Origin of the sequence: Enterococcus rivorum (assembly GCF_001742285.1) — a bacterium.
GTDB lineage: Bacteria > Bacillota > Bacilli > Lactobacillales > Enterococcaceae > Enterococcus_L > Enterococcus_L rivorum.
In genome coordinates, this window is sequence record NZ_MIEK01000012.1 from 22,943 (window position 1) to 38,028 (window position 15,086).

The 15,086-nt window shown below is 36.1% G+C and carries 12 protein-coding genes; all 12 read right to left on the reverse strand.

From position 1 onward, the window contains the following. Position 1: 1 nt before the first annotated feature. On the reverse strand, positions 2-1,144 hold the full coding sequence (locus BCR26_RS05135; protein ID WP_069697905.1) for a restriction endonuclease subunit S: 1,143 nt from the start codon (positions 1,142-1,144) through the stop codon (positions 2-4). Between the two features lie 135 nt (positions 1,145-1,279). Continuing rightward, the gene (locus BCR26_RS18485) at positions 1,280-1,438 is read right to left on the reverse strand and encodes a hypothetical protein (protein WP_169818857.1); all 159 of its coding nucleotides are present in this window, start codon (positions 1,436-1,438) and stop codon (positions 1,280-1,282) included. Between the two features lie 119 nt (positions 1,439-1,557). Then, entirely contained in the window at positions 1,558-1,869 is a 312-nt protein-coding gene (locus tag BCR26_RS05145; protein ID WP_069697906.1) for a hypothetical protein, read from the reverse strand. Between the two features lie 19 nt (positions 1,870-1,888). After that, positions 1,889-3,262, reverse strand: coding sequence for a Tle-like phospholipase domain-containing protein (locus BCR26_RS05150; protein ID WP_069697907.1), 1,374 nt, complete (start codon positions 3,260-3,262; stop codon positions 1,889-1,891). A gap of 2 nt (positions 3,263-3,264) precedes the next feature. Beyond that, positions 3,265-3,768, reverse strand: a complete 504-nt coding sequence (locus BCR26_RS05155; RefSeq protein ID WP_069697908.1) for a hypothetical protein — start codon at positions 3,766-3,768, stop codon at positions 3,265-3,267. 122 nt (positions 3,769-3,890) lie between these two features. Beyond that, a complete protein-coding gene (locus BCR26_RS05160) occupies positions 3,891-5,447 on the reverse strand; it encodes a type I restriction-modification system subunit M (RefSeq protein ID WP_069697909.1) in 1,557 nt (518 codons plus the stop codon). A 766-nt stretch (positions 5,448-6,213) separates the two neighbouring features. Beyond that, positions 6,214-7,281 (reverse strand): diacylglycerol kinase, encoded by a 1,068-nt coding sequence (locus BCR26_RS05170; protein WP_069697911.1) that lies wholly within the window; start codon positions 7,279-7,281, stop codon positions 6,214-6,216. Between the two features lie 18 nt (positions 7,282-7,299). After that, positions 7,300-8,730 carry an Asp-tRNA(Asn)/Glu-tRNA(Gln) amidotransferase subunit GatB gene (gatB, locus tag BCR26_RS05175; protein WP_069697912.1) on the reverse strand — a complete coding sequence of 477 codons (1,431 nt, stop codon included), beginning with the start codon at positions 8,728-8,730 and terminating at the stop codon, positions 7,300-7,302. Continuing rightward, positions 8,730-10,199 carry an Asp-tRNA(Asn)/Glu-tRNA(Gln) amidotransferase subunit GatA gene (gene gatA, locus BCR26_RS05180; RefSeq protein WP_069697913.1) on the reverse strand — a complete coding sequence of 490 codons (1,470 nt, stop codon included), beginning with the start codon at positions 10,197-10,199 and terminating at the stop codon, positions 8,730-8,732. The genes gatB and gatA overlap by 1 nt, the downstream gene beginning before the upstream one ends. Continuing rightward, positions 10,199-10,504 (reverse strand): Asp-tRNA(Asn)/Glu-tRNA(Gln) amidotransferase subunit GatC, encoded by a 306-nt coding sequence (gene gatC / locus BCR26_RS05185; RefSeq protein WP_069697914.1) that lies wholly within the window; start codon positions 10,502-10,504, stop codon positions 10,199-10,201. The genes gatA and gatC overlap by 1 nt, the downstream gene beginning before the upstream one ends. A gap of 189 nt (positions 10,505-10,693) precedes the next feature. Continuing rightward, positions 10,694-12,739 carry an NAD-dependent DNA ligase LigA gene (gene ligA, locus BCR26_RS05190; RefSeq protein WP_069697915.1) on the reverse strand — a complete coding sequence of 682 codons (2,046 nt, stop codon included), beginning with the start codon at positions 12,737-12,739 and terminating at the stop codon, positions 10,694-10,696. 12 nt (positions 12,740-12,751) lie between these two features. Beyond that, positions 12,752-15,001: a DNA helicase PcrA gene (gene pcrA / locus BCR26_RS05195; protein ID WP_069697916.1), complete on the reverse strand. Its 2,250-nt coding sequence runs from the start codon at positions 14,999-15,001 to the stop codon at positions 12,752-12,754. Positions 15,002-15,086 lie beyond the last annotated feature (85 nt).

Sequence of the window (15,086 nt, forward strand, 5' to 3'; positions counted from 1 at the left end):
ATTACACCTCTATCTTCGCTTTAGGAAAAGTAAGCAGCTGCTTGCGATAATATTCGTATTGCTTTTGTCTTGCCAAAATTTCAGCAGGTAGACCTTCTGTGAGATCATTACACAGAGTATCAAAACGGTCTAATATGTCAACAATGCGTTGTTGTTCAGAAAGTGCTGGAAGAGGAATTTCAATACTATTCAAATTTTTTTGGTTCAATTTAGGCTGAGCTGCACCTGTAATATACGGTGTTAAATCAATAGAATTTAAGTATATTTCAACATACCTTCTTGTTGCGTACTCATCAAATCTAAGTACATGTGCATGATTATTTACCCAACTTTTTCCAGAGATAGAAAATGCAATTGGTGTAGTTCGTGCTAAAAGATTTGCACCATCCTCAGATATTAAAAGATAGTCTCCCTCATAAATATAGTCTTGCACATGGTCAATAATTCCAGATGCACCATAATACGGGATATCTCCAATTTCTCTAATACCGCTCTTAACAGGCTTTCTTTCGGAATCACAATTTTCTGCTATATTATCCAAAGTTTTCATTTGAACGCTTTTTACACTATTAAATAAATAAATTCTATAATACTCATATTGTTTTTTTCTTGCCATAAGCTCCGCTGTAAGCTCCGCTGTAAGCTCCGTGAAATTGTCCAAAATTCGGACAATTTCTGCTTGCACTGGCAATGGTGGAAGAGGAAAAACAAAATCTTCAGTCACTTTTAAAGATATCTGTGGTAGTGCCCCCATACCTGAAGCTGAATCTCTAAAAATTTGAATACTATTTTTAAGTACATAAAATAGATACTTAACCGTCACTTGTTCATCGTTAGTATATGCCCACATCTCATTTTTAAATGTAAATGGTTTTTCAAAATAGACTATATCTATGACTCCACGTGATTGAACTAAAACGGCTGGAACTCTTGTGATATTTGCATTGGGAATATCTTCTTCTTTTGCATTAACAACCGTTTTTCCTCCAGCAAAAATTTTTATTTCTCCATTTTTATTTTCAATCTCCTTCATTTTCCCAGCGGTGATAGAAGTTCCCTTTAACCTAGTAAAACAATCTTTTACTTTCTTATACTCCACCCCATCAGGGCAAAGTTCTTCAATCAATTCTTCTAATTTACTCATTTATTCCACCATAGTTTCTATACGATTCTTTTTTATTCTCTTTTATTTTTTGAGTGTTAAATGTATCATCTATTGCGTGATTTTACTTCTTTCTACTAAGTTTCATGACTTTGTCTGAATTACAAGGTTTCACAATTAGAGTCTATTTAACATTTTTCCTTGTTCTTCTAAAACTTGTGTTACTTTCTTTCCAAACTGCCCTTTTACGGTTTCCCCTAGACCGCTTGTTGCAGAAGTAATGGAACTTTTTGCACTTTCTGATTCCGTTTCTCCAGATTTTTTTGTTTTTTTCACCAAACTATCTTTTTTTGAACAAGTGCCATTGCAGTGGCTTGAGCGCTCATTTTTTGTAAATTCTTTTTATATTCTTTTAATAGTTTTTCGATTGCTTCTAACACGTAATCATACTCCTTTTACGGTTTAGTTTGTTCTTGAAGTTTTTTACGATAGGCTTGTTCCGCTTCGTCTTCTTTTAACGAAAGGGTTCGTTTCTCTCTGTCTAATTCTGAGAAAAAATTTTCTTCAAGACGTGATAGTTCACGCCTTGCCCATTCCATCGGCTCATTTGTTTCACCAAATCGTTGTATTTGCCGTTGCATTTCAGAATATGTATCATTCGTTGCTTGTTCCGCTTGTCGCCTAATTCTTGTCAATGCATCAGATTCTTCTTCAAGTTGTCGTCTCGTTTCTTGATAATCCGCTAATGCTTGCTCTTCTTGATTCATACTCGTGTCGCTCCTTTTTTTAGGCGAGTTGTCTCGCTAATTCTTGGTCTCGTTGAACTAATTCACCTATTTTTGCAGTAATGTCTTTGGTTAAGGAACTAAATTTACTACTCATTCGATGCGCCAAACTTAGCTTTTCTTGAAATTCTTGCGAAGGAATCGTTACCATTGTTTGTTCCGTGCACCCCATTGCCTGCATAGCATCTAAAACTTCACCATAAGATAAGTCAGGACAATTACTTTGAATTGTTGAACGTCCTTCTTGCCACATTTCTTCTAATTCCCTAACGGCATCTTTATACAGCTTTACAACGTTCTCCATTGCCATATCAAATTTTGAAGATGCAAGCTTCACAATGGTTAGCGCTTGGCTATCGTCTAAATAGATTTGTTCATTTCCAGATAAACCGCCACCGCTTTTCGTTAGTTTTTTTCGCAGTACATTTAATTTTGTAAAACTATCGATTTGCGTTTGAAGCCACTCATTTTCTTTTTTTAAGCGTTGATACTCTTTTTTACCGCCCATTTTATCTACACCATAATGATCTAATCTGCGCATCTGGATATTATTTTCAACTATACTTTGCGCTAAAAGAGTTTGTTCGATTGAGATACCACCATTCAAATTAGAATAAACGACGATATCACCGTATTTGTTAATATAATTCCCTTTTTTATCTACTTGAAACTGATCTAATGAATGACCAGCTGTTCGCCACCATGGATTGTCAATACCTATACTTAAAAAAGGTATTTTTTTCCGACCACCGGTTAACACACCACTTGTCACGGCATCCGTTGTATCGAAAAGATTCACAATCGTTCCTTTGTACTGCTTAATCTGTTCATCTGATAATCCAGACCCAGCAGCGCCATAAGTAAATGCATTGTATCCTAATAACACCGCAACATAAATGGCTTCTGCACCACCTAACGAATGTCCTGTGGTTCCAATCGTAAAGCCATTTTCTTTTGGATATTTTCGTTCAATTTCATTAGCATAATCTAGCGCGGAAGAGAACGCTCCATTTTCATATTTTGCATTCATACCAATTTCTATGAAATCTGTTGTCCAATCCTTAAAGCTACTTGTTCCTGCATACACGATTGTTATATCTTTTTTTACGACTGATTTTGGATAGCCTGGCACCTTTTCTAATCTTTTCTCTATTTTATATTCATCTTTAATTTCCGCTACCGTCATAGCTTGCATACTATTTTTTCTTGGGATAGATTCTGTTTTTAAGGTATCTTTGTTTGTGTCTATGGTATCTAAAACTAAATATTTGTCATCTACTACTCGGTCACCAACTTGAACGTTATTACTTTCCACTTGGTAAGACTCATTCGATAATTTGTTATAGTCGTCTAATTCTTTTTGTACATTAGCCATAATTATTCTACCCCTTTGTTGTTGTAGATAATGTTTTCTTCAGACATCTTTTTGTCAGTACTTTTTTCTTTTCTTTCTAAAATATATCCGTTTCGGTTATTCCCAGAATTGAAACTGTACAACCATTTCCCTGTTTCTGCAGAAATGGTGCTTAATGTCGTATCGTCTGAGTACACATTATTGATTTTAAAATTAACGACTAAACCCTTCATCGGCCCAACAGAAAACCCTGTAAATTCTATTTTTTGTATGTCTGAGTATTTAGCTATCTCATCTACATGTTTAGAATATTCCGGAAACGTCATTTTCCCACTATCATATTCCTTATCTAATTGTTCTAATTCTTCTTTGTTAAACGTGTAAAGTTGGTAGTTGTTATACAAATAATTAGCCAAATCTGTTTGAATATCATGTAATTCTGCTAAATCCTTTTCTCTTTTCATATACCATACTCCTCCAATGACTATTAAAATTACGATACCTAAACCAATCAGTTTTTTGTTCATTTTTTTCTCCTTAAAGTAAGAGTAAGTTAACTATATCATATCAATCCCATCTCGGAAATTACCTGTATAATATATTTATTCTCTATCTGTATCCGAACACTTCCCTTTTAAAATTTAACTCCTCACCCATTTCTATTTTCGATATCCTTAATGATCTTAGCTATTTCTGATCGTAGAACATCGACTTTTGATACAATTGTTTCTATTTCTGCATTTAACACCTTAATATCAATGGGCGGTCTGGAATCTTTCTCTTTTATGTAATAACTTACGGAAAGATTATAATTCTCCTCTGCGACTTTGCCATGATCCACATTTTTAGAAACATACTCTTTATCTTTTTTGCAATCAAAGATTTTGAGTATTTCTTCAATGTGCTCTTCTGTTAAAATGTTATTGTTCGTTTCTTTTTTATAAAACTCCTCTCCACTTGCATTGATAAACTGAATCTTGGTATCCATTTTATGCTTGGACAAAACTAAAATATTCACTGCAATTGATGTCCCATAAAAAAGGTTAGGAGCCAACGAAATAACTGTCTCAACAAAGTTATTATCAACTAAATATTTTCGAATCTTTTGTTCTGCACCACCCCGATAAAATATTCCTGGAAAACAAACAATAGCAGCACGCCCTTTACCAGAAAGATAGCTAAGTGAATGAAGAACAAAGGCAAAATCAGCTTTTGATTTTGGAGCAAGGACACCCGCTGGCGCAAAACGGTCATCATTAATTAAGGTTGGATCGTCACTACCAATCCACTTAAGTGAATATGGTGGATTAGAGACAATTGCATCAAACGGTTTTTCATCCCCAAAATGTGGCTCTAAAAGCGTATTGCCTAGAGCAATATTGAACTTATCATAGTTTACGTTGTGTAAAAACATATTCATACGAGCTAGATTATAAGTTGTATGATTAACTTCTTGACCATAAAACCCATCTTCAATAATGTGCTCATCAAATTGTTTTTTTGCTTGTAATAAAAGTGAACCTGAACCTGCTGCAGGGTCATAAATTTTATTGATGCTTTTCTGGTTACGCACAGCTAGTTTTGCAATCAATTTAGAAACACTTTGAGGGGTGAAGAATTCTCCACCTGATTTTCCCGCATTGGCAGCATAATTAGAAATTAGAAATTCATAAGCATCTCCAAATAGATCAATTTGATTTTCTTCAAAATTTCCAAAATCAAGCCCTGCAACACCTTTAATGACAGCTGCTAAACGGCTATTTTTCTCTTTTACCGTACTACCTAATCTATTGCTTGTTGTATCAAAGTCAGTAAACAAACCTTTTATATCTAATTCAGAAGGATATCCATTAGCTGAATTTTCAATCGCTGAAAATATAGCAGCTAAATCGGTATTCAAACTTTCATTAGTATTTGCATTTTTAGCAATATTAATAAACAATTGACTAGGGTAAATAAAGTACCCTTTTGTCTTTATTGAATCATCCTTGATTTCCTGAGTTAGAATACTATCAGGTAGTTCAGAGTAGGTAACGCTCTCATCTCCCCCTTCAATATAGTTAGAGAAATTTTCACTAATAAAACGATAAAACAGCGTTCCCAGAACATATTGCTTAAAGTCCCATCCATCTATAGATCCTCGAACATCATTTGCGATTTTCCAAATTTGTGCTTGTAATTCTGCTCTTTGTGCAGTACTTGACATTTTAATTCCCCCAGTTAGTTCTAATAACCAATTTTTAAAGTTTCAAAGACCTATCTTTACTTACGCTTCATTATATCATATTTCTTAAAAGGTACTTATCTGCTTTCCTATCTCCCCTAACCTCTGAGCTTTATCTTCTTCTGTTTTTTTAGATAAAAAAAACATCTAACAGTTAGTTTGTTGATGGTCAGCTTCATATTTATTATAAGAATCATTGCTTCATATCTAAGCTTGTTCGCACTGTACTTTCCTTGAGCGATACTTATTAGTATATTTTCATAGCAAGATAACACATTTAAATTATAGCGTAACAACAATTCAATAAAACTAATCAATCACAGATTAGGATAAGAAAAAAACAGCTTATCTCATTAGTCTTATTGTAAGTCTCTAAAGTATAAAAAGTGAGATAACAATCATATTTGCTACCTACTAAATAAATTACGATTCTTGATATAATGGTACTCATTTAGAATATTTAATGAAATGAATGTACAGCTTTTTTTATTGATTTATGAGTCAGTTAATGAAGTTTGCTAGGAAGACAAGAACAAGCAGCTTCTAAAGCAATTGGGGAATTACGAGCTATGTTACCAGTTTTTATAGCTCGTTTGACTCCAATTAGGAATGAGATCGGGGGTCTTTTCCGAGCTGCTTCCGTGCTAGCTGCCTCTTCTTTTGCTCCAAGCACTGTTCATTTTTTACTATTTTACAATTGTTCTTCAATAAGCACTATTTACTTCTAGTTCTTCTATTACTTTCCATTTTACTTCTCTTGCCCTGCGATTGTGCCATCGCCATCAATATCTTCATCTGTCAGTTTTTCAACTTCCTTGACGAATTCTTTACTGGCAGTGGTATATTCATCTTCGTCGTCCTCTTCAGCATATTCGCCTAATATCGAGCCCATAATTGCATTCGATGGTATCGCATCAGCATTAGCAAACATTTCAATATGTTGGTGAAAGTTGGTAAACTCCATCGGCGCGTCACCACCATACTCACCATCCAAATTAATCATCATACGATTATTCTCTTCTAAAGTTTCCGCATAGAGGTAACTAGTTTTAGTATAAATTAAACGTGAATCCTCTACATGCTTACCGCCATTAAGCATTAAAGCTGCGAGATGCAAGATTTCAAAAACATTCGCTGTTTTAACGATAATCAATGAAAATTTGCCATCATCTAATTTGGCATCAGGTGCAATTTGTTCAAAACCACCTACAGAATTGGTTAATCCTAAAAAGAACATAGAAGCTCCGCCTTCATAGACACCTTCATCATAGGTCATTCTCATTTTGATTGGTTTTACTCGTGGTAATAATTCTGCTCCTTTAGCTAGATAAGCTAAATAACCAAAGATACTTTTCAACTCTGAAGGGACTTCATAGGTTAATTCAGTTAAATGGCCACCAGCTGCAATATTGATAAAATAATTTGAGCCAGCTTTCCCGATATCCATCTTCACTGTTTGATTTTTCTTAATAACATTTGCTGCTTTCACGATATCATCTCTTGGTATTTTCAACGCTCGAGCATAATCATTGGTGGTTCCGGCTGGAATAATCGCCATTTTAGGACGATTTTCTAACGGGGCAATGCCGTTGACGACTTCATTAATCGTTCCATCTCCACCAGCTGCAACAATTAGTTCGAATCCTAGTTCTGCTACACGTTGTGCTTCATTTTTTGCAGAATTTTCTGCTGGAGTTGTCGCAAAAGCACTAGCTTCATAGCCACACTCTTCTAATACCGAAAGAATATCCGCAAGATTTTTTTTGACAAGTTCTTTTCCTGAAGTTGGATTATAAATGACTCTTGCTTTTTTCATATATACATCCGCTACTTTCTATCGTTTTGCTAACTCTTCTTGCAACAACTTGTTCACAATCCCTGGATTTGCTTGTCCTTTAGTTGCTTTCATGATTTGTCCTACTAAGAAGCCCACTGCACGATCTTTTCCGTTTTTAAAATCATCCACAGATTGTTGATTATTATCTAGTATTTCATTAATCATTGGTAGTAATTGAGCTGGATCAGATAATTGAACGAAACCTTTAGCTTCCACGACTTGCTTCGCGTCGCCACCATTTTCTATTAATTCTTTAAATACTTTCTTCGCAATTTTAGAACTGATTGTTCCATCTGCAATTAACTGAATCATGCCAGCTAAATTAGCTGGTGTTAATTTAGTTTCCAATAATTCTAATTTTTCACTATTCAAGTATGCTGAAACTTCACCCATCAACCAGTTAGAAGCTTGTTTTGCATCTGCACCTTCTGCAAGAGTTGCTTCAAAGAAATCAGACATTTCTTTTGTAATTGTTAGAACCATTGCATCATATTCTGGTAACCCTAGTTCGTTAATATAACGAGCACGACGAGAAGCTGGCATCTCTGGTAAGCTATGACGAACCTTTTCAACCCATTCATCATCAATCACGAAACGTGGTACATCTGGTTCTGGGAAATAACGATAATCGCTTGACCCTTCTTTTACACGCATTAATAACGTTTTGTTAGTGGAATCATCGAAGCGGCGTGTCTCTTGTTGGATTTCGCCACCAGATAATAATACTTTTGCTTGACGTTTTTCTTCAAAAGCTAAGCCTTTTTTGACGAACATCATAGAGTTCAAGTTCTTAATCTCTGCTTTTGTTCCAAATTCTTCTTGTCCATAAGGTCTTAAAGAAACATTGGCATCACAACGCATTGATCCTTCTTCCATTTTCACATCAGAAACACCTGTAAATAAGATAATTGAACGTAGTGCTTCTAAATAAGCATAGGCTTCTTCTGGTGAACGCATATCTGCTTCTGATACAATTTCAATTAACGGTGTTCCTTGACGGTTTAGGTCAACAAAAGAATAGCCACCATTTCCGTGAATGTTTTTTCCAGCATCTTCTTCTAAATGAACACGTTCAATCCGAATTCGTTTGGTCTCGCCTTCGACTTCAATATCAATCCAGCCGTCATGTCCGATTGGTTGATCGAATTGTGAAATTTGATACGCTTTGGGATTATCTGGGTAAAAATAATTTTTACGGTCAAAATGTGTTTCTTGTGAAATTTGGCAGTTTAGAGCAAGGGCTGCTTTCATCCCAAATTCAATCGCTTGTTTGTTCATAACAGGTAAAACACCTGGGAAACTCCAGTCAACAACGTTCGTGTTGCTGTTTGGTTCCGCACCAAAGTGTGCAGGTGCAGATGAGAAGATTTTAGAGTTAGTTTTTAATTCTACGTGTACTTCTAATCCAATGACAGTTTCAAAATTCATTAGTCATTCCCCCCTAAAATCAGTGGTTTTTTCGTATGGAAATCTGTTGCTTGTTCAAAAGCATACGCTGCTTTATACATTGTATTTTCATCAAAATGTTTTCCAATAATTTGTAAACCTACAGGTAATCCTTCAGAGAAACCTGCTGGGATAGACATCCCTGGCAATCCAGCTAAATTGACTGGAATTGTTAAGATATCACTCATGTACATAGTAATTGGGTCATTAATATTTTCTCCTAGTCCAAAAGCAACCGTTGGAGAAGATGGACCAATGATTAAGTCATAATCCGCAAACACTTGATCGAAATCACGTTTGATTAGGGTTCTAACTTGGCCAGCTTTTTTGAAGTAAGCATCATAATATCCAGCACTTAATGAGAAAGTTCCTAGCATAATACGACGTTTTACTTCTACTCCAAATCCTTCCGAACGAGAATTCACATAAACATCTTCCAAAGTTTCAACATTTTCTGAGCGATAACCATAACGGATACCGTCAAAGCGTTGTAAGTTAGAACTTGCTTCTGATGATGCGATAATATAATAGACAGCTACCCCGTATTTTGAATGCGGTAAACTTACTTCTTCTACTGTAGCACCTAAAGATTTGAAGGTTTCAGCTGCTTTCAGAATTGCTTCACGAACGCCAGCGTCTACACCCTCCCCAAGATATTCTTTTGGCAAAGCAATTTTCATTCCTTTGATGTCACCTGTTAAGCCAGCTGTAAAATCAGGGACTGACATGCCAGAAGAAGTACCATCTTTTGCATCAAAACCGCTAATGGCATTTAATGCTAAGGCGTTGTCTTGAACATTTCTAGTCAACGGACCGATTTGATCCATACTTGAAGAAAAAGCAATTAAACCAAAGCGAGATACACGACCATAAGTAGGTTTCATTCCCACGATTCCATTAAAAGCTGCTGGCTGGCGAATACTCCCGCCTGTATCACTTCCTAAAGAAAGCGGTACTTGACCTGCCGCAACGGCTGCGGCGGAACCACCAGAAGAGCCCCCTGGAACTTTCGTTTGATCCCAAGCATTTTTAGTTTTCTTAAAGTATGATGTTTCAGTACTTCCACCCATAGCGAACTCGTCCATGTTTAATTTTCCAACAGGAATCATATCCGCTTGATAGACTTTATCCATTACAGTTGCATCATAAATTGGATTAAAATTATATAACATTTTTGATGCCGCAGTGGTCAAAATATCTTTCGTTACGATATTATCTTTGATTGCAATGGGAATTCCTGCAAGGGGACTTGATTCAGTTATCCCTTTAAGGTCAATTCCTTTTGCCAATTCTAAAGCTTTTTCATCACTAATTGTAATAAATGACTCAACTTCGCCTTCGGTTTCTTTAATTCTATCTAAAGTTGCTTTCGTTAAGTCTGTTGCAGTGATTTCTTTTGATACTAGTAAATTGTGTAATTCCGTTAAGGATTTATCGTATAATTTTGTCATTATGCACCAGCCTCCCCATTGTCAATAATTGCTGGCACTTTGATATAGCCATCTTCTGATTCAGGTACGTTTCTCATTAAATCTGAGTGTTTTGTGTCAGAAATAGCAATGTCTTCTCTCATAACATTGATTGTTTCTACTACGTTTGAAGTAAATGGTACACCCTCTGTATCCACCTCTTCTAATAATTCAACCATATCAATAATCTTGCCTAATTGGTTTGTAAAATCTTTTAACTCATCTTGAGAAAAAGACAGCTTAGACAACTTGGCTACATGTTTTGCTTGTTCTTCACTTATTGCCATACAGACCCTTCTTTCTTTCCATTTTTAAAGACTCACTTTTTCAGTATCAGTAATTTGTACTAACTGAATGTGTCATTTATTATCAATTATTAAGCAATTTTTCATATAAAAACAGCTTTTCTCCTATTTTATCATAAAATTGCTACGGTGATTAAAACATCTTGAAGAAAAATAATTCTTTTCTCCTTTTTACTCTGAATCGTCTTGGATATAGCTATTATCAAGAGCGGTTACCATCTGCTGCTCATCCCAAACTTCAATGCCTAAGCTTTGTGCTTTCGTCAATTTACTACCGGCTTCTTCTCCAGCAACAACGATATCTGTTTTTTTAGAAACACTTCCAGTCACTTTTCCACCCAAGCTTTCAATTTTTTCTTTGGCTTCTTCACGGGTATAGTGTGTTAATTTCCCTGTTAAAACAACTGTCTTCTCTTTAAAAGGTGACTCAACCTCTGCTAATTGTTCTTTACGAATCCCTTTATATTCAAAGTTGACTCCTGCTTTTTCCAGCTCATCAAGAAGCTCATGAACCTCTTCGTTTTGGAAATAAGTGACTAGACTGTCCGCAATAATCTCACCCATAGAATCAAGAGCAACGACTTCCTCTTTTGAGGCTTTGCTAATTGTCCGTAAATCACCAAAATGTTCCGCTACTACTTTAGCTGCTTTAGCTCCTACATGGCGTATTCCTAAACCAAAAATCAATCGTTCAACTGAATTATCTTTACTAGCTGCAATTGCTGTATAAATATTATTAGCTGCTTTTTCTTTGATTTTCTCTAATGTCATCAGCTGCTCTTCTGTTAAAAAATATAAGTCGGCTACATCTGTCACAAGTTGTTTATCATACATCTGTTCTAAAACTCTTGGACCTAAGCCATCAATATTCATAGCATTTCTAGAAACAAAATGATTCAAGCCCTCTTTTATCTGAGCTGGACATTTTGGATTGATACAGCGCAGGGCAACTTCTTCGTCCAAATGAACTAGTTCGCTGTTACAAACTGGACAATGGGTTGGAATTTGGTAAGGAACACTCGTTTCAACTCTTTTTTCCTGCAATACTTGTGAAACTTCTGGAATGATATCCCCTGCTTTATATATAATGACGGTATCATTTAAACGAATGTCTTTCATCGCAATGAAGTCTGGATTATGAAGACTCGCGCGACTAACCGTTGAGCCTGCAATTCTCACTGGAGACATTACAGCTGTCGGAGTCACTACACCCGTTCGTCCAATCGTCCATTCAATTTCTTCCACGATTGTTTTCGCTTCTTCTGGTGGAAATTTATAAGCAATCGCCCATCGTGGTGCTTTTACGGTGAAACCTAGTTCATCTTGAATATCAAAATCATTTACCTTAATCACAATTCCATCAATCTCATAAGCTAGTTCACTACGTTTTTCATGAAATTCTTCAATATATGCCCAGACTTCTTCAATAGTTTCGCATAATTTCTTTTTTGGGTTACTTCTAAAGCCCAGTGCAGATAATTCATTTAATGCATCAAATTGTGTTTCTGCTTTCATTGGACCAAAATCAGCCACGGTGTATAGAAAAGTGTTCAATTGTCGACTGGAAGCAATTTTCGTATCTAACTGGCGTAAACTACCTGCTGCTGCATTTCGAGGATTCGCAAAAACATCCTGTCCTGCTTCTTCCCGCTCTTGGTTCAATTGTGCAAAAGCTTGCTTAGACATGTAGCATTCGCCTCGAACTTCAACAGAGATTGGCTCTTTTAACACCATTGGAATTGATTTAACTGTTTTCAAATTTTCGGTAATATTTTCGCCAACGTTCCCGTCACCACGGGTTGCTCCTTGAACGAAGCGTCCATTTTCGTACTTTAATGAAATTGCTAAACCATCAATCTTTAATTCGCAGCAATAGCTAACAGGTTTTCCAGCTAATTTTTGGACTCTTTCATCAAAATCTAGAAGATCTTCTTTACTAAAAGCATCGTTTAAGCTGTACATTTGAACTGAATGGGTTACTTTTTCAAACCCTTTTAACACTTTTCCACCCACTCGTTGTGTCGGTGAATCAAAAGTAATTAACTCTGGATAGGTTGTCTCAATTTGAACCAACTCTGTGTAAAGACGATCATAAATATAATCTTCTACGGTTGGATTATCTTCATCGTAATATTCAAAAGCATATTGATTTAGTTGTTGTCTTAATTCTTTTGAACGCTCTGTTGCTTCCTCTAATGTAAGTAGTTTTTCTGACATGCTCTACCCCTCCTATATTTTTTCAATCGGAGCAAATGCTGCTAACAAACGTTTGATTCCTTTTTCTGGAAACGCCACGTCCAATTCTAAATCTTTGGCACTTCCACCTACTCTGACAACCGTTCCCGTACCCCAAGCTTTATGTTTCACTTTATCTCCTGCTTGCCATTCTAGCGATTCCCCACCACTGGCCACTTTATCTGAGACCGATTGTTTCGTCGGCTGAGAATAAGCAGGTTGTTTAAATACTTTCGGGTCGAAAGTTCGAGCTGGTGCTTGTGTTTGAGAAGATGTTTGTCGACCTTGCATTTCTAATAATTCATCATCAATTTCGTCTAAAAAACGACTCGGACGATTAAATTGTGTTTTTCCATATAACGTTCTTGAAAAAGCATTGGTTATATACAATGTTTGTTCGGCTCTGGTAATGCCTACGTAGGCTAATCTTCGTTCTTCCTCTAATTCACTTTCTTCCAACATCGCTCGTGATAGCGGGAAAACTCCTTCTTCTAAACCAATTAGAAAGACAACTGGAAATTCCAAGCCTTTTGCTGCATGTAACGTCATTAAAGTAACTTGCGAAGAGCTTTCTTCAAAGCTATCTAAATCAGAAACAAGAGCCAAATCGTTTAAGAAAATCGCCAATTTTTCTTCTGGCGCATCGGCATCATCTTCATTTTGTTGGGCAAACCGTTTATCAAATTCTTGTGTGACTGTTAAAAATTCATCTAAGTTTTCTAACCGCGCTTGTGATTCCAAATTGTCTTGTCGTTTTAATTCATCGCGATAACCACTACGATCAAGCACTTCTTTGACTAATTCGGTAATGGACAAGTAGGGAATCATTTGGTTTAAATCTTGAATCATAAAACCAAAATTGCCTAACTCTTTCCCTGCTTTTCCAGTAATATTCGCTAATTCAATATTTTGAGCCGCTTCTAGTAATGACCACTCATGCATATTGGCAAAGCTTCTTAATTTTTCAACGGAGCTTTTACCAATACCACGCTTTGGTTCATTAACAATCCGTTCCAAACTAATCGAATCACTCGGATTTGAAATGACATTTAAATAAGCCAAAATATCTTTAATTTCCTTACGATCGTAGAATTTGTGTCCACCAACCATCGTATAAGGAATATTTGATTTTAAAAGCATTTCCTCCATGACACGAGATTGCGCATTCGTGCGATACAAGACCGCAAAGTCCCCATAAATTCGTTCGTTTTCACGGATTTCTTTTTGAATCTGTCCAACGATATATTGGGTTTCATCCCGTTCTGTATCGCCACGATAATAAACAATTTTTTCCCCATCTATATTTTCTGTCCAAAGTTGCTTGTCTCGACGATTACGATTGTTTTTAATGACGTTATTAGCAGCTGATAAAATATTTTTTGTGGAACGGTAATTTTGTTCTAGTAAAATCACAGAGGCATCTGGATAATCCTTTTCAAAATCTAAAATATTTTGCATATTTGCTCCACGCCAACCATAGATACTTTGATCGGCATCTCCAACAACACAAAGATTTTTGAAGCGCTCCGCTAACATGTTGACCAACGTGTATTGCGCGTGGTTTGTATCTTGGTATTCGTCTACATGAATGTAATGAAATTTGTTTTGATAGTAAGCCAATGTATCTGGATGATCATTAAATAAACGAATGGTGTTCATAATCAAATCATCGAAGTCCATCGCCTGATTTTTTCGCAATTCTTTTTGATACGCAGCATAACACTTTGCTGCTACATCTTCATAAGGTGTTCCTTGTAGTTCTGCCATTTTTTCAGGCGTTTGTAGTTCATTTTTTGCATTGCTGATGGTGCCTAAAATCGAACGAGGATCATATTTTTTTATATCGAAATTTAGTTCGTTTAGAATTCGTTTCATCAATGTTTTCTGCTCGGAAGGATCGATAATGGTAAAATTACTGTTGTAACCAATTTGATCTACATCTCTTCTTAAAATCCGTACACACATGGAGTGAAAAGTGGAAACCCAAACCGCTTCTCCTCCCACTGCTAGCAAATTGTTGACACGTTCTTTCATTTCCTTGGCAGCTTTATTGGTAAAGGTAATCGCTAAAATATTCCAAGGATTCACATCTTTTTCTTCAATTAAGTAGGCAATGCGATGAGTTAGTACTCTTGTCTTTCCACTGCCGGCCCCTGCCATGACTAGTAATGGGCCTTCTGTATGTAAAACCGCTTCTGCCTGTCTAGGATTCATTCCTTGGATCAGGGCGTTTTTCTGTGACATTGACAACGTCCTCTCTCTTTTTCAATCTTATCTATTATAGCAAAAAATTGGATAAAATTCTTTAGAAAAGATGAAAAAGCCACTA